This is a genomic window from Arenibacterium halophilum (genome assembly GCF_005938225.1).
GTDB classification, from domain to species: domain Bacteria; phylum Pseudomonadota; class Alphaproteobacteria; order Rhodobacterales; family Rhodobacteraceae; genus Arenibacterium; species Arenibacterium halophilum.
Genome location: NZ_VCPC01000002.1, coordinates 723,483 through 745,279, shown reverse-complemented (window position 1 = coordinate 745,279; position 21,797 = coordinate 723,483). Strand labels below are relative to the sequence as shown.

At 62.0% G+C, this 21,797-nt stretch carries 12 protein-coding genes; all 12 read right to left on the bottom strand.

Features of this window, described 5'->3' with window-relative positions:
* Window positions 1-83: 83 nt before the first annotated feature.
* Entirely contained in the window at window positions 84-1,763 is a 1,680-nt protein-coding gene (locus FGK64_RS10330; RefSeq protein ID WP_138863708.1) for a bifunctional protein tyrosine phosphatase family protein/NAD(P)/FAD-dependent oxidoreductase, read from the bottom strand.
* Window positions 1,764-1,790: 27 nt separating this feature from the next.
* On the bottom strand, window positions 1,791-2,672 hold the full coding sequence (locus tag FGK64_RS10325; protein ID WP_138863707.1) for an MBL fold metallo-hydrolase: 882 nt from the start codon (window positions 2,670-2,672) through the stop codon (window positions 1,791-1,793).
* 29 nt (window positions 2,673-2,701) lie between these two features.
* Window positions 2,702-3,133 carry a DUF6691 family protein gene (locus FGK64_RS10320; RefSeq protein WP_138863706.1) on the bottom strand — a complete coding sequence of 144 codons (432 nt, stop codon included), beginning with the start codon at window positions 3,131-3,133 and terminating at the stop codon, window positions 2,702-2,704.
* A 3-nt stretch (window positions 3,134-3,136) separates the two neighbouring features.
* Window positions 3,137-3,568, bottom strand: a complete 432-nt coding sequence (locus FGK64_RS10315) for a YeeE/YedE family protein (RefSeq protein WP_138863705.1) — start codon at window positions 3,566-3,568, stop codon at window positions 3,137-3,139.
* A gap of 1 nt (window position 3,569) precedes the next feature.
* Window positions 3,570-3,785 (bottom strand): YgaP family membrane protein, encoded by a 216-nt coding sequence (locus FGK64_RS10310; protein ID WP_138863704.1) that lies wholly within the window; start codon window positions 3,783-3,785, stop codon window positions 3,570-3,572.
* 370 nt (window positions 3,786-4,155) lie between these two features.
* Window positions 4,156-13,818: a lectin-like protein gene (locus tag FGK64_RS22530; RefSeq protein WP_281280401.1), complete on the bottom strand. Its 9,663-nt coding sequence runs from the start codon at window positions 13,816-13,818 to the stop codon at window positions 4,156-4,158.
* Window positions 13,819-14,216: 398 nt separating this feature from the next.
* Window positions 14,217-14,633 carry a hypothetical protein gene (locus tag FGK64_RS10250; RefSeq protein WP_138863703.1) on the bottom strand — a complete coding sequence of 139 codons (417 nt, stop codon included), beginning with the start codon at window positions 14,631-14,633 and terminating at the stop codon, window positions 14,217-14,219.
* A gap of 180 nt (window positions 14,634-14,813) precedes the next feature.
* Window positions 14,814-16,175, bottom strand: a complete 1,362-nt coding sequence (locus FGK64_RS10245) for an efflux transporter outer membrane subunit (protein ID WP_138863702.1) — start codon at window positions 16,173-16,175, stop codon at window positions 14,814-14,816.
* A gap of 33 nt (window positions 16,176-16,208) precedes the next feature.
* The gene (locus tag FGK64_RS10240; RefSeq protein WP_138863701.1) at window positions 16,209-19,334 is read right to left on the bottom strand and encodes an efflux RND transporter permease subunit; all 3,126 of its coding nucleotides are present in this window, start codon (window positions 19,332-19,334) and stop codon (window positions 16,209-16,211) included.
* Window positions 19,335-19,343: 9 nt separating this feature from the next.
* Window positions 19,344-20,543 (bottom strand): efflux RND transporter periplasmic adaptor subunit, encoded by a 1,200-nt coding sequence (locus FGK64_RS10235; RefSeq protein WP_138863700.1) that lies wholly within the window; start codon window positions 20,541-20,543, stop codon window positions 19,344-19,346.
* A gap of 103 nt (window positions 20,544-20,646) precedes the next feature.
* Complete coding sequence (locus FGK64_RS10230) at window positions 20,647-21,018, bottom strand: DoxX family protein (RefSeq protein ID WP_138863699.1); 372 nt, start codon at window positions 21,016-21,018, stop codon at window positions 20,647-20,649.
* A gap of 60 nt (window positions 21,019-21,078) precedes the next feature.
* On the bottom strand, window positions 21,079-21,681 hold the full coding sequence (locus FGK64_RS10225; RefSeq protein ID WP_138863698.1) for a superoxide dismutase: 603 nt from the start codon (window positions 21,679-21,681) through the stop codon (window positions 21,079-21,081).
* Window positions 21,682-21,797: the final 116 nt, after the last annotated feature.

The window sequence follows — 21,797 nt, the reverse complement described above, 5'->3', positions numbered from 1 at the left end:
GCGGATATGTGGCGGGGGCGCGGATTGTAAGCCCCCTAGGCCGACGCGCCATCGCCTGAAAGCGGCGACGGCGCGCCAATCAATCATTCGGCCCGAGCTTCCAACTTTTCGGGCTTCGCCATCCATTCGCGCCCGCGCAGCATCGCCTGCCAGTAGATCGGCGGCAGCATTTTTTCCTTCAGGAACCACGCGGTACGACTTGGCTTCGTGCCATCGATCAACGCGGCGGGAAAACTGGGTTTCAGCACCCCGCCATATCCGAACTCGGCCAGAACAATCTTGCCGCGCTCGACCGTCAGCGGGCACGACCCGTAACCGTCGTATTGCGCCACGGCGGACCGACCGGCGATGTCGGCTACGATGTTTTCGGCCACCGTGGGGGCCTGCTTGCGCGCCGCCGCCGCTGTCTTGGCATTGGGCGCATTCATCACGTCGCCAAGCGACCAGATGTTGTCAAAGCTCTTGTGGCGCAGCGTTGCCTGATCCACATCGACCCAACCCGCCGGATCCGCCAGCGGCGAGACGCGGATGAAGTCCGGTGCTGTCTGCGGCGGGCAGACATGCATCATGTCGAACTCGACGGTCACTTCGGTCGGGTCCGTGTCGGGCTTGGCGACCGCGAACGTGGCTTTTTTGGCCGGGCCATCGACCGAGATCAGGTTGTGAAAAAAGTTCAATGTCGCGTCGTACTTGTTCACGTAGTCCATCAGCGCCGGCACATAGTCCTTGACCCCGAACAGCACCCCGCCGGCATTCATGAACTGGATATCGATTGATTTCAGAGCATTGCGCCTGAACCAGGCGTCGCCTGACAGGTACATCGCCTTTTGGGGCGCCCCGGCGCATTTGATCGGCATCGGGGGCTGCGTGAAAATCGCCCGGCCTGCCTGCATCTTCTGAACCAGCTGCCATGTGTAGGGCGCAAGATCATAGCGGTAGTTCGAGGTCACCCCGTTCCGGCCAAGCGTTTCCTCGAGCCCTTCGACCTTGCCCCAGTCCAGCTTGAGCCCGGGACAGACGACAAGGCGATCATATTTCACAACACGGCACCCATCGAGGATGACCGCATTGTTCTGCGGCTCGAAGGCTGCAACAGCGGCCTTGATCCATTTGACCCCTTTCGGGATCAGGCTGCCCATTGTCTTTGCGGTGTCCTGTGCCTCGAATATGCCACCGCCAACCATCGTCCAGCCGGGCTGGTAATAGTGGATTTCGGCGGGGTCGATGATCGCGATCTCCAGGTCCGGCTTGCGCGACTTGAGGCTGGCCGCAACCGAGATCCCACCAGCCCCCGCGCCGACAATAACCACGCCATAGTGGGCATCGCCGGCGTCGGTCGGGGTCTTGCCGCCATTGGCAACGCGCCGCGCGACACCGGTCATGTCATAGCCAGCCGCTTTCGTCATGGCGAGAATTTCGGGCACGGGCCGCTTCTTCGCTTCGTGCAAGGACCAGAGCGTCGCCGAGCGTGTGCCAGTTCGACAAAAGGCCAGAACCGGGCGCTGCACTTCGGCCAGCGCCTGGCCAAAGGCCGCCACGTCCTGATCGGTCACCATCCCCGACTCGACCGGAACATAGCGCGCTTCGATCCCCTCGGCCTTTGCTGCGGCCTCGATTTCCTCGAAGCTGGGCTGGTCCGCGCCTTCTCCATCGGGGCGATTGCAGATGATCGCACGATACCCGGCGGCCTTGATCGCAGCGATATCCTTGACCGCGATCTGCGGCGACACCGAAACTTTTGGCGAGATTTTCTTGAACTGCATTTTTGTCCTCCTCCCGGTGGAATTCGATCAAAGTCTGTTCAGCGGCACCTTGAGCATCGGGTTGCCATCGCTGTCGGTCGGCACGTCGCCTGCGCGCATGTTCACCTGCAGCGAGGGGATGATGAGCCGGGGCATGGCAAGGGTCGCGTCACGTTCGGTGCGGAACCTGACGAAATCCTCCTTCGTCTTGCCTTGGCCGACGTGGATGTTCTGAGCCTTTTCTTCGCCGACCGTCGTTTCCCACTGAATGTCGCGCCCGTTCGGCCCGTAGTCGTGACACATGAAAAGCCGCATATCGTCCGGCAGGGCCAGAACCTTCTGGATCGAATCGTAAAGCGTTGCCGCATCGCCGCCCGGGAAATCCGCACGGGCCGAGCCGCCATCGGGCATGAACAACGTATCGCCGACGAAAGCCGCATCGCCCATCACATGCACCATGCAGGCGGGCGTGTGCCCTGGCGTGTACATCGCGAAGGCGGGCAATTTGCCGATCATATAGACATCGCCATCGTCGAACAGACGGTCGAACTGGCTGCCGTCACGCTGGAATTCGGTTCCTTCGTTGAACACCTTTCCGAACGTTTCCTGCACGACCATGATCTTCGCGCCGATGCCGATCTTGCCGCCCAACGTCTGCTGGATGTAGGGGGCTGCCGACAGGTGATCGGCGTGGACGTGGGTTTCGATGATCCACTCCAGCGTCAGCCCCTGGGACTGCACCTGGCGGATAAGTTCATCCGCATGGTCATAAGTGATGCGCCCGGCGGCATAGTCGATGTCCATCACGCTGTCGACGATGGCGCAGGCGTTCGATGACGGATCCTTGACGATATAGCTGATGGTGTTCGTGGCCTCGTCGAAAAAGGCCTGAACCTCCGGTTTGATGCTCATATTGACGGGATATGTCATGGGGTTCTCTCCTTTAATCTCGAGGCGGCTCAGGGCGCCACGCGTTGCTGCCGTTGCGGCGCGATGATGCGGCGCAGCCAGAAGCCGACGATGACGGCGGCCAGAAACAGCACGACTTCCCAGCGTCCGGTGCCAAGGGCCGGAATTGCCGCCCCGGGGCAGAAGCCGGCGATGCCCCAGCCGATCCCGAACAAGGCCGAGCCGCCGACAAGCTTCATGTCGATCTCGGTCCCGGTAGGAACCTGAAAGCGTCCGGCAAACAGCGGAGCGTTGCGCCGCCAGACCAAGCGATAGCCGATCCCGGCAACCACAAGCGCGCCGCCCATGACGAAGGCGAGGCTCGGGTCCCAACTGCCCGCGACATCGAAGAAGTTGAGAACCTTGGCCGGGTCCATCATGCCCGAAAGGGCGATGCCCATGCCAAAGACCAGACCTGCAATGAGGGCGAAGATGAGCTTCATGGATCAGCCTCCAAACACGTGGCGGACAAGAAAAACGGTGACTGCGGCCGTGGCCATGAAGGTTGGGACCGCAACCAGCGAACGGATCGACAGGCGCGACAAGCCACAGACGCCGTGCCCGGATGTGCATCCCGAACCAAGGCTTGCGCCAAGCCCCACGATCACGCCGCCCACGGCGATCATCACCGGGCTGACCGGAACCGTCAGAGCCGGCATCGCCCCGGTCAGGGCATAAATAAGCGCCGGTGCCAGAATCATCCCGGCGATCAGGGCAACGCGCCACGACATTTCTTCCCGGCTCTCGGCAAAGATCGCGCCCGACAGAATGCCCGTTGCGCCGAAGATCCGGCCAAGACCGAGCATCAGAAGAACGGCCCCAAGGCCAATGAGCAGACCGCCGCCGAACGACGTCACGGGTGTAAATACGGTCTCCATCTCAGCACTCCCGGCAGGTCTTGAGACCGAAAACCGCGTAAAGCGGGCAGATCTTCACGAGTGACGTCGCAAGCATGACGACGCCGACAATGGCCGCACCATACTTGAACAGAGATTGGGCAAAGAGCGGCATGCCGCTGAAGAAGGCAAGATATAGCAAGACCAGTCCAAGCGCGGCGCGCAGGATACGGTCAACGGTTCCGACATTGGCTGTCATGGCGTCCTCCAGAAATGTAGGTTGACCATGATGTAGCGCTTTGGCGGCACCGCTTCAGTGATATTGTCACCAAGCGCCGGTTGGGGCTGTCAGGCACATATGTACCAGCCCCTGCACGGGCCAGACGGTTGGGCGTTGTCCCGCGCCAAGGACACGCCAGCCGACCGAAACAGTGGTACAGGCAAGTTGGCAATCCCCCAAAGTGAGATTGCAGCGGAGCACCGCATTCAAAGACGGCAAATACGTGATTTCGCCGCTTTTTTCAAAGCAGCGAAATCAAACTGGCTTGGCTGTCCGCTCAAGCTGCGGACACGCCCGCAGCCTCGGACAGGTTCTTTGCGACAGTGCGCCCTGTCCCGTTACAGATCGATCAGAGGAAATCGTCCTGTCCGATCTCTGCCAGCGTGAGGCCACGCAGAAGGATTGACACGCCCTGCCCCGCGATCGAAACGCCGTCGACAGTTTGCGACAGGGCCACCGTCGCATAGTCCAGATCAAGTGCGCGAAGGTCGATCACGTCGTGCATCGCGCCCGGAGCAACAGCCGCAGAGCCGACAAAGTCGAGAATTTCATCCGACCCGCCGCCAGCGAGGAAGACGAACTGATCCGCCCCGTCGCCACCGACGAGGATGTCGTTGCCCTCGCCGCCGTCCAGCACATCGTCACCATCGCCGCCTTCGAGACGGTCAGCTCCACCAAGGCCCAGGAGGATGTCGCCTCCATCCAGCCCGGACAGCTGGTTGGCATCGTCCGTCCCGCGCAGAATATCGGCGAAATCGGTGCCAAAGGCATTCTCGATTCCGGCCAGAACCGGAGCGCCCGTTACGCCCTGGGCCAGCGGGGCAGAACTCAGGTTGAATTCGACCACTGTCCTCGGGAAGAATGAGGGTTCGATTGTCGCATCGTTCCAGGTGCCGTTGTCCACCATCTGCAAATAGTCCTCGCCGCCGATGGCATCATTCGGCTCGCCCGGCGCCCAGTTGTAAAGCGAGGGGTCAATCGGTTGGCCGGACAGGTCGCGATAGGTGCCCTCTTCCTGAACATCCGTGGCCCCGATCCACACCGGATCGAAATACGAAGGTGTGTATTGGCCGGCGATAAACTGGTTTTCGACATGGCTGTCGATTTGCAGCATCGTGCCACCTTGGGCAGCTGCACGGGCGACGGCATCGTCGAAATTGTCCCGAAGCGCCAGCTGCGCGTAATACGATCCGCCGAAGAACACCGCCTGATCCATCAGGCCCATCATGGGCAGGTCGCTGACTGGCACCACGGTCGAGCCGAGGTCGACGAATATGCCGCCGGTTGCATTCAGCACCGCAAGCGTATCCACCCCGGCGTCGCCCCGTGCTTCGGAAAAGCCAAGCTCGACCAGCAGAATGTCATCGCCTTCGCCGCCTTCCAAAACGTCGGCACCGCCGCCGCCATACAGCACGTCGTCTCCCAGCTGGCCCTGAAGATGATCGTCGCCAAGCCCGCCGTCGATCACGTCGTCGCCCGCGCCGCCTTTCAGAACGTCGTCGCCATCGTCGCCCCAGATTTCGTCGTTGCCCGCGCCGCCGTCGATGGTGTCGTCGCCATCGGCGCCGACCAGCATGTTGGCCCCGGCGTTGCCGGTGATCGTGTTGTCTTCACGATTCCCGACCCCGTCGATATCGGCCGTTCCGGTCTGGACAAGGTTCTCGATATTGGCGCCAAGGATGAAGCTGGCCGAGGTCTCGACGGTGTCGATACCGTGGTCGCGATACTCCATGACCAGGGTATCCGACGCGCCCAGAACATAGTGGTCGTCGCCATCGCCGCCGTAAAGGTCGTCGCCGCCATCCAGATCGATCAGCCTGTCGTTGCCATCGCCGCCATAGATCGTGTTCGCGCCGCCACGGCCGTCCAGACGGTTGTTGCCGTCATTGCCGATCAGGACGTTGTCGACCCCGGCTGCGCCGATCCCCCCCACGTTGGCCTTGCCGGTCAGTTCCAGCACCTCAAGCGTAGCGCTGAGCTTGAACTTGATTGACGACAGCACGGTATCGACGCCATTCCCGGCAATCTCGCGCACCTTGTCGCGGCGGTTGTCGACGACATAGATATCGTCGCCCGCTCCGCCGACCATGATGTCGCGTCCGGTGCCGCCGTCGATCAGATCGTCGCCCAGATCGCCGTACAGCTTGTCGTTGCCCGATCCACCAAGGATGGTATCGTTGCCAACCCCGCCCAGAACCTGATCGCGACCTGCACCGGCATCCAGATAGTTGTCGCCATTGACCCCGAAGAGAAAGTCGTTGCCACCCATACTGACAAGCCGGTTTGCAGACGCCGTACCGACGATCAGGTCGCCGCGGTTCGTTCCGATCACGTTCTCGATCTGCACCAGCGTATCGATATCGCCATAGGTGTCGAAAGCCGTCTGCGCACTGTTCTGGAACAGCCCGACCGCGTGGCTCAGATCGACGATCACGCCACTGAACGTGCGCGCGTTTTCAAAGATGGTGCCACCTTTCAGGCGATGGGCGACAGTGCCTTCCTCTTGCGAGTAGTCGACTGTGTCGTTGCCCAGGTCGCCGAACAGCAGGTCATCACCGGCTCGGCCCACCATCACATCGTTGCCGTCGCGGCCGCGGATCGTGTCTTTCTTCGCGGTGCCAAATGCGAGGTCATCGTAATCCGTCAGAACAACGTTTTCGACGCTTGTCAGGTCTGCGACCTTTCGGAATGACCCACCGGACGTCGCATCGCGCGTGTCGTTGGTTCTGATTTCGACTTTGGCCGCCAGATCCATTCGAACGGCCGCGCCGAAGGTCGACAGATCGAATGTGTCGATGCCGCCCTTGCCACGGAAGATGTCAAACCCGCCGGTGCCCGCCGCGCCGCCATAGACCACGTGATCGGCCTTGGCGCTGCCGATGAACAAATCGTTGGCTGCGCCGCCGACAATCGCCTCGACGTTCTTGAGCGTGTCTGTCCAACCGTTTTTGGCCTTGGTCTTGACCGTGTCGGTGGCCCCGCCGAATTCAACCCGAAGCCCCTTGTTGATGCCGCTGTAATCAACGGTATCGGTGAATTTCTTCAGGTTCTTGCCGGTGTCGCCGTTGATCGTGTCGTTGCCGATCCCGCCGATGATCATGTCGTTGCCACGGCCACCTTTTACGATGTCGTGACCCGCGCCCGCGTCAAGAATGTCATCCCCGTCGCTGCCGGTCAGCCGGTCGTCGCCGCGGCCGGTTATCACATGCTCGAAGCCCGAAATCGTGTCACGCCCGATGCCAAGCCCTTTGCCCTTGCCGATGTTGCTCGCAAGCCCTTTGGCAAGGTTCACATCAATGTCGCGGGTCGCGTCGGCATAGCTGATGCGATCCTGACCCTCGCCACCTGCGTAGGTGTCGTTGAACTTGGCACGAGACACGCCCGCCAGCAGGATGTCCGATCCTGCGCCGCCGTCGAACGTGTCCGCTCCGGCGCCATCTTCGAAGACGTTGGCCCCGGCGTCGCCGGTGAAGCTGTCGGCAAAGCGCGTGCCGGCAAACAGTTCAAAACCAGTGAAGTAGCTTGATATGCCGTTGCCATCGGTCAGGATTCCCGTCGTGCCACGGGCCAGATCCGCGCTGTCCAGATTGATGACCACCCCGGCCTCGGCATCGGCCAGACTGATCAGCGCATCGGTGCCATCGCCACCGTGATAGATGCCACCGCTGGCCCCATCCTCGATCCGGACGATGTCTGCCCCGCCTGCCATGTGGAAGACGCCGCCAAGCGAGTCGACCACGTAATCGCTTTGGTCCGTTGCCACGAAACGTTCGACATTCACGGCCTTGACGATCTCGGACCAGTCCTCGAGCGCCAGCCCGGCGCCATCGTCGCTGGCCACATTCGCGGCGTGTTCCGTGTCGTAGCGGATCATGACGCCGTGCCCGTATTTCGACAGGTCCAGTGTATCGCCAACGGTTTCACCGCCTTCGCCGCCATCGAAGCTGTCGAACCCGTCTTCGAACAGCACATCAGGGTTATCGTACCCACCGTAGATGTAGGTGTCGTCGCCTTCGCCGCCGTTGGCCGTGTCGTTGCCGGCGTCGCCCTCGATAACATCGTCGCCCGCACCGCCGGACAGCGCGTCGTTGCCTGCGCCACCGTCAAGTGTGTCGTTTCCATCGCCGCCAAACAGCGCATCGCCGCCGTCGCCGCCGATCAACGTGTCGTCACCCGCCCCGCCGTCAAGATAGTCGTCGCCGCCGAACCCAGCCAGGGTATCGTCGCCTGCGCCACCTTCCAGCTGGTCTTCGACGTTGCCACCGAACAACCGGTTGGCCCCGGCATTCCCGATCAGCCAGTTGTTCGACGTAAGGACGCCATAGGCGTTCTCGATGTTGACATAGCTGTCCCGCAGGGCCGCACCGCCCAGACCTTGCCCGCGGGCAAGATCGACGATTGTCGCCTCATATTCGAAACCTGTTTCATCATGATAGCTTACGCCGTCATTGCCAGCGCCGCCATTCAGCAGATCGCCGCCGCCGCCGCCCATCAGGATATCGTCGCCATCATAGCCGTGTACGATCTCGGCCTTGCCGGTGCCGTGCACCTCGTCATCCCCGGCGGTGCCGTCGATGACACGCAGGTCTTGCGCCTCGGCATCATTCGACCCCGATGTGGGATCGGTCTGCGCCGATGATCCCAGACTGGCCAACAGATCCGCACCACGGAACGCCGGGCCCGACTCGGCCATGGTTGCCGACGTCTTCGTCTTGATGGTGAACGTCGTGGTTCCGCCGCTGCCGTTGCTGACGATCACGTCGAAATTCAACCCGGCCGTGTAAATCCAGTAGTTCTTGATCAGAACCGTGCCGCCCTTGTGGGTGAGAAGCAACGACCAAGGGTCATCGTCCGCCGCTTTCCAGGTGATGTCGTTCTGCGTGCTGCCGTAGAAGACCAGGCTGCCGCCGTACTGGCCTTCGCCAAGGATCGTGTCGTGCCCGGAATTCAGTCCGAAGAAATAGACATCCTTGCCGCCTTCGCCCGACAGCGTGTCGTCGCCGGTGTTCGAGAACAGAACGTCGACATTGTTCCCGCCCGACAGGGTGCTGGAGCCGGAAAGAGCGACCAGGCTCAGCACCGGGTCCCTCTCGTCTTTGGTCAGCGGACGATTGCGGCCGATGTTCAGATGCTCGACCCCCGTGAGGGTCACATCGGCGATGCCGCCATAATGCAACTGCGTCATACCGGGCAGCGCATCGCGGTACATGGCCGTCGCGGTTTCCATCATCTTGGCCGCGGTCCAGACGTTGGTGCTGGGGATGGCAAATGTTTGGTTGCCCCCGTAGGTCACACTGGCCGTAAGCGTCGTGCCGCCACCCTCGCGCCCGTTCGGATCGTAGTGGAAAATCGCGGTGTCCACGCCCGTTCCGCCGTCAAGGTCGCCTTCGTTGGCGATGATTTCCAGCCTGTCGTTTCCGGCGCCGCCAAACAGCTTGTCGCGCAGCACGCCCGTTGTATCATTGGTGCGACGATGGCCGCCGGTCGACAGGTAATCGTCGCCCGCGCCCCCATCGATATATTCAAACCCGCTGCTGCCCATGACGGTATCGTTGCCCGAGCCCATCAGCAGCACATAATCCTCGAACCCAAGCACCGTGGTATCGGTGCCAATCTTCGAAACTCCGGCAAGACCCGCGTTCAGTTCAACCGTCCAGCCGGTTGTCAAATGGCTGAGGTTGGCGACGAAGGTGTCGGCCTCTCCGCTCTCGAAGTGCTCGGCATCGTTGATGCCCTCGTCCTTCATCGACAGCGGTTCCATGGCCTGGTAGTGGCCGACTTCGGTCATCAGGGCGAGATCACTGAAGTACCGCGAGCCGTAGAATTCGACCCGCTCGATGTCCTTGACCGTTGCGCCCTGATAGGTTCCGCCGATGCCAAAGGCGAAATCTTCGCCGACATGGTAGACTTGGGCCAGCTTCAGCGCCTCGCTGAAGGCATAGGATTCGGCGGTGCCCGACCATCCAAGATCGGCGCCATAACTTACACCGTTGATCTTGTACGAGAACGGGAAGTGCGCCGTCGTGTGCGAGGTGATCATCACCAGCGTATCGATGCCGTTCCCGCCGGTGATCGTGTCTTCGCCGTCCGTGGCGCCAAGACCCATGCTGACATCCCAGATCAGGCGATCATCGCCGTCGCCACCATAGGCCGTATCCTTGCCCGCGCCGACCGAGATCGTATCGTTGCCCTTGTAGCCATGGAACCAGTCGTCGAAAGACCCGCCGATCAGAACATCGCGGGCCTGCGACCCACGAATATAGGCGCTGTCGATCCCCTTGACGGTAATCCCGTCGCCGATCACCTGGGTCATGCCGTCATCGGTGATCTGCAGGGCGATGCCGGTTTTCGTTTCGTTGAAATCCGCCATGAAGACGTCGTTGTCGCCAGCGCGCTCGCCACCGTCATAATAGGTGCCGCCAAGATACAACAGCAGATCGTCATGGGCGTCTGTTGCGACGATGTCTACCGCCTCGAAGGCGTTGAAGCGCGCCATTTCATTCGACCAGTTCGCCTTGACACCTGTGGTCATGTCGAAGGCGACATAGTTGTAGGCGATCCCCTTGAGCGCGTTGTGCAGGTTGTCGAAGTTCTGAAGCAGGTCGTGGGACGTACTGCTGGCCGACAACAGGGTTCCGCCCTCCGCGCCGGGCGCGTGGAACGGGCGGTTCAGAACCCAGCGCAGGCCCTGGGTTTCATTGCCGCTGGATCGGACGACAAGCAGGTCGTGGTCGGTTCCGGTAGCAAGCGCGTAGGAACCATCGCCATAAAGCCAGTCGGCATCGCCCGACCTCCAGGTGACGGTATCGTCTCCGGCTTCTCCCGCCAGCACGCTACGCTCTCCACCGCGGCCGCCATCTTCAAGCCGGTCATTGCCCGCGCCACCCTTGATCGAATTCGCGCCGGAGCCGCCGACGATGATGTCATCCTTGGATGTTCCGTCCACGATCAGCCGGGAAAAATTCTGCACCACCGAGGGCCCGATGTTGCTGCGCTGGCCCGCATCCAGGTACACGCCATCGGGGCCGATCAGATCCTCATAAAGCCCCAGGTTCGCGATGAACACATCGCCCGGCTGACCGGCCGTCGTGTTGCCTTTGCCGTCATAGATCATGCCGCCGGTGTACAGCGCCACATCGGCCTTGTCGGCACTGCCGATCACCGAAATCCGCTCAAGCGACGCATCAAATTTTATGACGTCTCGGGCGTAGCGATAGTTGTTGGCGTCCTTATAAGCCACAAGGTCATCGCGGATGTATGAAATTTCGTGCCGCGCCTCGCCCAGCACAAGGGTCTTGCCCTGCGTGGGCACGACGGCCTTTTGTTGCTCCAACACGGCACGCAGGGCATTGATATCCGCCTTGGCAGAAACCGGATTTTCGAACCTGCCGCCAATCTGGATCATCAGGCCGCCATCCTCGGCCTCTCGAGTTCTGGCGTCTTCTGTGATCTGAAACGGCTGGTTATTTTCGTCGTACTGCGGGATTCCGTCTTCATCGTACGCCGGCGCTTCCACGATCGCCTCGTCGATGCCGCGGCCGCCATAAATGGTATCGACAGAAGTGATGTGCGTTGCCCCCTGAGGCGTGCTGCGATCACGATTGCCATGGTCGGCAACTATTGCAAACTCGCTCTTCAGCTCGATCCAATCGTCGCCGTTTCCAAGATCAACGGTATCGTTTGCGGAATCCCAGACCGACTGCACGTAATCGGCGCCTTCATTGGTTTGCAGGTAGTCTGCGCCGAAGCCAAGAACGATCGCGTCGTCGCGCCGGCCGGTCGACAGAACAACGGATTCCACGTTGCCGACAACGATCCCTTCGGAATTGGGCCCGGTGCCCTGGTCGATGCGGACAAAGGCATTCGGATCGTTGTTGAACGTTGCCCGTTGTGCTGCGTGAATGTCCCACACGATCCTGGTGTCTGGCATCAAACCGCGCAGGTTGGCGACGAAGATGTCAAAGTCGGACTGGTGGATATCGCCAACCTGGGTGCCATTGCTGCCGCCGTCAAAGAACTGGCCGCCCTGCTGCTGGCCCTGCGGCGCAATCAGGGCCAGAACGTCGGCGTTCTTGCTGCCAACAATGGCGCCGATGTTGCGGTCTGTCTCGAGTATGTTGGGCCAGGACCCGACATACTGCGTGTACTTGGCGGATTTGGCCTGAGGCAGGAACGACAGGAAATTGTACTTCTCGATCGTCGATGACCCGGCATGCAAAATATGCGATCCGTTGGTCAGATCGAACTGGGCCCGCAACCCGCTGGTCGCCTGCGGGTCGTCGCTTGCCACCAGGACCACGTAATTCTCGTGGAACACGCCGTCGGTCGTCTGGCCCCTGTCAACGTTCACGGTGGCGTCGGTGTCACCCTGCCAGATATAGGTCGATGCGGTCCCCGAAGTTGGGGAACCGCCCTGCAGCCCGAACTGATTTTCGCCATCCTTGACCTTGTACAGTTTCTGCTGGGAGACACCGTTCTTGACGTTGTCCGCCCACAGGTAGTCGGCGCCTTGAACTGCGTGCAATGTCTGCTCGCTCAGCCCGTTCAGCGCCTTCAAAACCTTGGTCTTGAATTCCGGATCGCCTACATCCAGATCGCTTGGCGCTGCATCCGTGTAGACCACGTCATAGGTCTTGGTGACGCTTTTGAATTCCTTCGACGTCAGGTTGAAGCTGTTCGAGAACGGCAGCGGAAGTTGGATGTCCTGCTCGAGCTTGAAATCAAGGTAAGGTCCGACGTTGATCAGCGTGGCCCCTTTGCCCTTCAGATCCAGCGTCAAGCCCTCGACCCCGATGGCCATGCCAATGTCTACGCCGGCCCTGTGCTGTACCGCGGCCTGGTTCAGCGAATAGGTTACCGACATCTTTGCATCGCGCAGCCGCTCGCCACTCGGCAAATCGGGCGCTTCGATTTCGATCCGGTTGGCATCCGCCGAACCGGCAAGCAGCGCATCAAGCGTCGAGGTCTGGGTGCTTGTCCAGCCGGTTCCCGGATCCGTGACCGTCACCGTCACCGTAACGTCGGGAAGGTTCGCATCCGTCATCCCGGCCTTCTTCGACCGGTAGTCGACCGTCATCGCCTCTCCAACCTTCAAACCACCGTCGGCGTAAAGGTTGATTGCCGTTGCTTCGATACTGAACCAGTCTTCCGGAACCGCCTTGAAAAATTCGTGCAGGTCGAGGTCGGCGTCGAGGAAAACGGTTTCCTCCAGCGTCGTGGCAATGCTGATTCCGTTCGGCCCGCCGAACTTCTTCAGGAATGATGTGCCCAGCTTATCAAGATCGGCCCGCAGGTTGATGAAGAAATCATCGGCAGTTCCCCTGCCGCTGACCACGGGGGCACTGCCCTGTCCGTCGCTCGACCAACTCGCTTCGATGTCTGCGCCATTGGGCTGGTTCAAGCTCAGCTCGAGCCAGTCGAAAATCTCGAAGCTTTGCGATGGGCTGGAAAACTGGAACAGCTTTATTGGCTCGGGTACGTTGTTCACATCGCCAATAAACTGAACCAGATCCTCTTTCTTCTCATCAAAGAAGACAACATCAAGGCGCAAGTTTTTAATGCCGACATCGATGTCATAAAGCAGCTTGATTCCCGCCTCGAACGTCTTCGCCCGAAAGCTTTCGTAATTGAGCTCGGCCGTGGTGGATTCGTAAGACAGAACGTCAAAGGTGAAGGCGTCGGTCGCCTCGCTACGCAAATTGGCGTTGCCATAGCTGACATCCATTGTGCCGCTAAGACTGGTGGTGAAACTGCCGACCGAGTTGGATTCGACGTAGGGTTGCAACCCGATCTTGTAGTTGAAATAGGCCGTTCCCGAGGCGTCCACAGGGCTCCAGCGACCACCGATATCGAAGCTGTGGCTTAACTTGCCGCTTGTGGAGAGCATATCGCCAGAGTCGAGGCTGAGATTGCCCAGACTGGCGTTGCGAACGCCGTAATATGTATCGCTGCCAAAATTCCACGGCAGCAGGCTTTTGGACTCAAACGTAACCGTTTCCAACTTAGCGGCCATAACGCCCCCATAAACAAAAACTATCTAACACGGCAAAAGGAACAGGATGCCGAGCGCTGAATTTTTTATTGTGCGGACGATCGTCCACCCCCTGCCTTAGATCACTGATCAGAACAGCATCACCTGTCAAGTTCGCAGAACCCTTTTCAAACGCTAACAGGTCGCAGAGCTTTCCTTCTCACTGTGGGACATATCCTGCAGACGGAATCGCCGCCTGGGCGCTCGCCTTCTGATTGCAGATTTGAGTGATTTCCCGAAGGTAAAGCCCCCCGCGATCCCCCCTCTGGCGCGAGGCCATGTTCGAAGGATACGCACGGCGATTCTAATCTGCCCCAGCGCGCGCCTTCCCACCGTTGCCGTACTGGACAAGGCGAAGGCCCGCCTGGAAAGCTTGCCTGCTACGCGCTGGCCGCCAGGTAGCCCTGATACAAGCGACGCATGTACGGCGCGACCTGCCAGGTATCGTCCAGGCTATTGTCCCAACCTGCCCAGTACCAGATTTGCCATTCATGAACCTTTGCATTCTCGGCAAGGTAAGACAGAAACCACGCCCATTCCGGATTTGAATTCAGGTCCGGATTTCGCGCCTCATATGTCCAGTCCTCGAAGGCCTGGATGGTCATTTCGGCAAGGGCAAAACGTACCTCTTCATTGATTCCGGCGTCTTGAAATAGGGCCAGATACCTTGGAATATCTGACGCCTCCGCAACTTCAATCGCCCAATCCTGCATGTGTGGATCGTTACGAAGACCAAGTCGGATCGCGATAAATTCGATTGCTGAATTGGTCGGAAAGCGGAATGGGGGTGCGATCATGGCACTAACAATGTCCCTCGACTTTTTGAGCGCTCTGGAAACACTTTGGCAGAAGACATGCGCCGACATGTAGCAGATTGGAACATTTCGGCCCAGAGCGGCTTTGTGACGCGAACTCAAGTCGCCGCATAGCAGCCACCCGAAATTCCGATCGCTGCCGACGGCTTGTGGTGGCGTTCTTCAGCCTGCGGAGGTGGGCGCAAGCGACCACCCCTTGCCCGCAGCGACCTGCAAGCGGGCCCAACTGGCTGCAAGATCGCGTAGCCCGGATGCCAGCGTCATTCGGGCGGCGGCAAGAGAGCGTTGAACCTCCAGGTAGTCGAGCAGCGTCGTCGTGCCGCCTTCATAGGTTTCGCGTGACAGTGACACGACCCGCTCGAATGATGCCACACTGCGCTGATAGGCGGCGACGGCACGGCGGTTGCGGAGGTAATCGCTTTGCGCGGCCTGCACCTCCTCGACCGCCCCCAGCACCGCGCCGCGCCAAGCGAGTCTAGCTTGGTCAGCCCGGGCGATGGCGGCGTCGCGGTTGGCCTTCAGCACGCCCCGGCTCAGCACCGGGATCGACAGCTGCGGCCCGTAGCTCCAGCTGGTCACCCCATCGGATATCGAAACCGTGCCGCCAAGTTGCAGCGACGGATAAAGCTGCGCCGCGCTGACCCCGACGCGGGCGGTCGCAGCGGCAAGTTCGGCTTCGGCGGCACGCAAATCGGGACGGTTGCGCAGCAGGTCGGCGGGTATTCCGGCAGCGGCACTGCGCCCGGGACGAGGTTGGGCGGCACCGCGTTGAAGCCGGGAACCAATCGCCTGCACCGGCTGCGCGAGCAGCGTCGCGATGGCGTAGGAAGATGCGTAGTAGCCCTGTTCAAGGTTGGGCAAAACCGCTTGCGCCTCGTCCAGTGCCGCCTGTGCCTGTGCCTCGTCAAGCGCCGTCGCGGCACCTGCCTCGCGCTGCCCCTGCACGAGGCGCAGCGTATCGCGCCGTGTTTCAAGGGTCTGTTGGGTGATGGCCATTGCGTTCTGATAGTAGCGCAGATCGATGTAGTTGCTGACAAGCGACGAGAGCAGGGCAAGTTGCGCCGTGCCAACGCCAAGTTCTGCCGATTGCAGCGAGGCCAAAGCCGTTTCCCGTGCGCGGCGTTCACCACCGAACAGGTCCAGCATCAGCGCGGGCATCGCGCTGGCTCCAGAGGTCGTGACCGTGCCCGCGACACCGTTCCCGCCAGACCGGATGCTGTCGGCCACAAGCGATCCGCTGATCTGTGCCGGCAGACCGGTCGCGCGGGCGGCGGCCTGCGCCTCTGCCACGCGGCTTAGCGCCGTCTTGATATCAAGGTTTTGGCGCAGCCCGGCCTGAACCAGATCATTCAGCAGCCGGTCGTTGTAGGACCGCCACCACAATTGCATCGCGGCGTCGCCGGCTGGCCGCGCATCGCCTTCGGCGAACTGTGCGGCAAGCGGCTGGATTGGGGGAACGTGGTCGGGGCCGACGGTGCAGGCGCACAGCGCAAGCACGGCCGGGATGAGGGAGAAACGTATCATGGTCTGTCTTTCAGGAGGGAATGGGCAAGGCGGTCAGCCCCGCTCCGGGCTGCCAAGGCGCTTGTGGGTGCCGGTGAGCTTCATTACGAAAACGAAGAACACTGGCGCGAAGATCACCCCCAGCACCGTGGCCGAGATCATGCCACCCACCACGTTGATGCCGATGGCGTTCTGGCTGGCCGCCGAGGGGCCCGTGGCGATGGCCATCGGGATCACCCCCATGGTGAAGGCGAGCGAGGTCATCAGGATCGGACGGAAGCGCAGGCGGCAGGCCTCGACCGTGGCGTCGATGAGGCCCTTGCCTTCGGTGATCAGGTCCTTGGCGACCTCGACGATCAGGATGGCGTTCTTGGCCGACAGCCCGACGATGGTGATAAGGCCCACGGTAAAGAACACGTCGTTCGACAGGCCCGCCAGCGTCACTGCCGCCACCGCCCCGATGGCGCCCATCGGCACGATCAGCATCACCGCCAGCGGGATTGACCAGCTGCCATACAGCCCCGCGAGGCAGAGGAAGACGAACAGCACCGACAGCCCGATCAGGATCGGTGCCTGGCTGCCGCTCTCGATCTCCTGCAAGGATTGCCCGGTCCATTCGTAGCCAAAGCCCGGCGGCAGATCGCCTGCGATGCGCTGCATCTCGGCCAACGCCTCGCCCGAGGAATAGCCCGGCGCTGCCTCGCCATTGATGCGGATCGACGGGTAACCGTTGTACCCGACGATCTGCGACGGGCCGAAGCCCCATTCAGCCCGCGCGAAGGACGACAGCGGCACCATCCCGCCCTGCACGTTGCGGACATTGAGCTTCAGCACCTCTTCGATACTGCTGCGCGCCTCGGCCTCGGCCTGCACGATGACGCTCTGCATCTTGCCGTCGTTGGGGAAATCATTAACGTAGCCCGACCCCAGCGCGACCGAGATGGTGCGGTTGATCTCGCCGAAGGTGACGCCGAAGGCATTGGCTTTTTCGCGGTCCACGTCGAGGCGCAGCTGCGGTCCCGGTTGCAGCCCCTCGATATACATCTGGCCAAGGATCGGGCTTTCTGCGCCCGCGCCCATGATCTGGCCCGCGGCCTGTTGCAGCGCGGCGTTACCCAGGTTCGCGCGGTCCTGAAGACGGAAGCTGAAGCCCGAGCCGGTGCCGAGCCCCTGGATGGGCGGCGGCGAGATGGCGAAGGCAAAGCTGTCGCGGATCGAGAACAGCATCCCCGACAGTTGCCCTGCAAGCGCTGCCGCGCCCAGTTCAGGGCTTTCACGTTTGGCCCAATCCTCCAGTGTCAGGAAACTGACGGCGGAGTTCGGCCCCTGCCCCGAGAAGGAAAAGCCCTGAACCGTTACCACGTCGGCCACGCCCTTTGTGCCCAGCGCAAACGCCTCGGCCTGCTTGGTCACTTCGCGCATCCGAAACGACGTCGCCTCGGGCGGCGATTGCAACGATGCGATAAGATAGCCCTGATCCTCTTGCGGCAGGAAGGCGGCGGGGATCTGCACGTAGACATAGCCCAGCCCCGCCACCAGCGCGGCATAGATCAACATCATCCGCCCCGAACGGCGCACCAGCCCCCGCACGCCCCCGGCGTAGCCTTTCGACGCGCGGTCGAAGTTGCGGTTGAACCAGCCCGCCGGGCCTTTCCGGGCATGGCCGTGGCCCTTTGGAATGGGTTTCAGGAAGGTCGCGCAGAGCGCAGGCGTCAGCGACAACGCAAGGAAGGCCGAAAAGAAGATCGACACCACCATCGTCAGAGAGAACTGCTGATAGATGATGCCCACCGAGCCGGGGAAGAACGCCAGCGGGATGAACACCGCCATCAGCGCCAGCGTGATGCCGATAATGGCCCCGGAGATCTGGCCCATTGCCTTTTTCGACGCCTCGCGGGGCGAGAGCCCCTCTTCGGACATGATGCGCTCGACGTTTTCCACGACAACGATTGCGTCGTCCACAAGGATGCCGATGGCGAGGATCATTGCGAACATGGTCAGCACGTTGATCGAAAACCCCGCCGCCAGCATCACCGCCAGCGTGCCCGCCAGCGCGATCGGAACCACCAGCATCGGGATGATGGTGTAGCGCAGGTTCTGAAGGAAGATCAGCATCACCACGAAGACCAGCGCGACCGCTTCGATCAGCGTGTGCACCACCTTCTCGATCGAGGCCGACACGAATGGGGTGGTGTCATAGGGGATCGACGCCACCACGCCTTCGGGGAAGCCCGCCGACAGCTCGTCCAGCAGCGTCCGCACGGCTTCGGCGGTGTCGAGCGCATTTCCCGAGGGCGACAACTGGATGCCGATCTGCGCGGCTTCCTCGCCGTTGAGATAGGACTTGAAGGAATAGAACTCGGCATCCATTTCGATGCGCGCCACGTCAGACAAGCGCACGATAGAGCCGTCCTCGCCTGCCCGCAGGACGATCTGGCCAAATTCCTCGGGCGTGCGCAGCTGGCCGGTGACCAGAAGCGTCGCCTGGGTCTGCTGGCCCTCGGTCGCCGGGTCCACGCCGACGGAGCCGGCCGAGACCTGCGCGTTCTGTTCTGCGATGGCGGCGGTGATGTCGGTGACCGACAGGTCAAGCCCCACGAGCTTTGCCGGGTCGATCCAGACCCGCATCGCCCGCTCGGCCGAGAACAGCTGCGCCTTGCCGACGCCCTCGACCCGTCGGATCTCGTTCAGCACGAAGCGGGTGGCATAGTCCGCCAGTCCCACGGAATCATAGCCTGCCTCGGGCGCTGCGGCGAGAGAGACGAACATCAGGTAGCTGCTGCCGGCCTCTTCGACCAGAACACCCTGCTGCTGAACCTGGGGCGGCAGCGAGGATTCGACCCGCCGCAGGCGGTTCTGCGTTTCTACCACGGCCTGTGAAATACTGCTGCCAGACGCGAATGTGACGGTGATCGTCACAGCGCCCGTCGCCTCGGAGGTGGATTCGAAATAGAGAAGGCCGGGAATGCCGTTCAGCTCTTCCTCGATGGGGCGGGTGACCTGCTGATACAGATCCTCGGGCGAGGCCCCGGCGAAGCGGGTCGAGATGGTGACCTGCGGCGGGGCAACATTGGGGTACTGGGCCACCGGAAGCGAGGGCAGCGACAGCGCGCCCGCCAGGGTGATGAAGATCGCGATGACCCAGGCCAGCACCGGGTTGTCGATGAAGAAACGTGCCATGGTCGGGCCTCAGTTCGCGGGAGTAAGCGCGTCGACGGCGCGCGCGCAGATGTCGGAAGGCGCGCCCTCGGCGGCGGGATCGGTCCAGCAGACCGGGGTGACCGGCGCTCCGGGCCCGATCTTCTGAAAGCCGTCGACAATCACCATGTCGCCCGGGGCGAGCCCCTCCTGGATGGTGAGCGCGGTGCCGGTGCTGCGCCCCTCGGTCACGGAACGTGCGGCGACCACACCATCTTCGACCAGCATCAGTTGGGCCTGACCCGACGCATCGCGCCGCAGCGCCTGAGCCGGAACGATAAGCGCCTCCTCGCGCACTGCCTGATCGACCCAGACGCGCACGTACATTCCGGGCAGCAGCGTGCCTTCCGGGTTCGGCACCTCGGCGCGCAGGGTCACCTGCCCGCTGGAGCGTTCAACCGACACCTCGGAGAACAGCAGCTTGCCGGGATGCGGGTACAGGGATCCGTCATCAAGATAGAGCTGCACCGCAGCAGCGCCGGGGGCCAGCTCGGTGATTTCGCCCGCGTCCAAGGCGCGGCGCAGACGCAGCAGTTCCGACACCGGCTGCTGCATGTCGGCATAGACGGTATCGAGCGCCTGGATCGTGGTCATCACCTCGCCCTGCGCGCTCACCAGTGCGCCTTCGGTGGTCAGCGCCCGGCCGGTGCGTCCGGCGATGGGGGCGCGCACCTCTGTGTAGCCAAGGTTGATCTCGGCGGCACGCAACTGCGCCTGCGCCTCGGCCAGTGCTGCATTGGCCTGCAACACGGCAGTTTCAGCGGAATCGAGGTCGGCCTGGCTGGCGACGTTGCGCGCCCGCAGCGAGGTCAGGCGCGTCTCTGTCTGGCGGGCATCGGCGCGCCCCGCCTCGGCCCGCGCAACACTGGCACGGGCGGCATCGACGGCGACCTCGTAGGGCAAACGATCAAGTTCATACAGCACGTCACCGGCCTGAACCGTGCTGCCTTGCGTGAAAACGCGCCGCTCGACGATGCCGCCGATGCGAGGGCGCACCTCGGCAACGCGGGTGGGGCTGATGCGGCCGGGCAGCTCCGACGCGACCTCGACGCGCTGCGGCTCGACGATGACGACACCGACGGACGGCGGAGGATAACCCTGGGCGCAGGACATGGCAGGGTTGAGCACGGCTGCGCCAAGTACAAACAATGAGAAAGCGGCACGGCGAGCGGGCCGAGAGATCGGGGGCATTTCGGAACTCCTGAGAAAGGGGCCACCGTCCGGCCCTTCCCTTCCGGAAGGCCGGTGCGTTGGTTTCGCGGGCGGCGCAGGTCTTGGGAAACTTAAAGTGGCGTCAACCGCCGGGGCGGAAGCCTTTCGAGCCCCGCTCGGGGCGCCACAGCGCCGCCGTCAGCAGGGACACGGACAGCACGATCAGCGGCAGGCCTGCGTGGCCGAATTCGCCGTGCAGCATCACCGTCAGCGCAGCAGCAGCCATGACCGTCGCGCCAAGCAGGCTGCCGTAGAAGCGGGTACGACGCAGCAGGATCAGCAGCGCGGCGGTCCATTCAAGCAGCCCGGTGACCCGGTTGAAGCCATCCGGATAGCCCCAGCGTTCATAATCGGCGAGGATTGTGGCCGAGGGGAAGATGTTGAGCGTGCCACCAAGCAGGAAGAACGCAGCGAGCAGCCAGGCAAGGATGGCGCGCCAGGGAAGAGATGTCATCAGGGTGATCCTTTTGCGCGGTGCCTGCCCCCTCCTCCCGGGGAGGCAGGCCGCTGGCGATCAGGCCAGGTTGGCTTCGGCGAATTCGTAATTCGCCAGCTTGTCGAGGAAGTTCGTCACGTAGTCCGGGCGGCGGTTGCGGAAATCGACGTAGTAGCTGTGTTCCCACACGTCGAGCCCAAGCAGCGCGGTGCCTTCGCCGGTGGCCAGCGGGTTGACCCCATTGGGCGTTTTGGTCACGCCCAGAGACCCGTCAGCCTTCTGGATCAGCCATGCCCAGCCCGAGCCGAACTGCGTGGTCGCGGCGGTCTTGAAGGCGGTCTTGAAGTCATCGACCGAGCCGAAGCTCTCGACCAGCTTGGCCTCGAGCCCGCCGGGGATGCCGCCACCGTTGGGCGACAGCGCGTTCCAGAAATGGATGTGGTTCCAGTGCTGGCCCGCCTGGTTGAACACGCCTGCCAGCGCATCATCGCCGTAAGACAGTGCGATGATCTCTTCCAGCGACTTGCCCTGCAGGGCCGCGTTGCCCTCGACGAAGCCGTTGAGCGCCGTCACATAGGCCTGGTGGTGCTTATCATGGTGCAGTTCCAGCGTTTCCTGGCTCATGCCGCGCTCGGCCAGGGCCGAGTGGGAGTAGGACAGTGCGGGCAGTTCAAAAGCCATATTACGGTCTCCTTTTCATGGGTCCGGCGGTCACGGTGCATTGGCTGTGTGGCCAGTCGGATTATTAAAACAAGCGATATCTTTGAAAAACATTGAGGCTATTATGTCAAGCGATA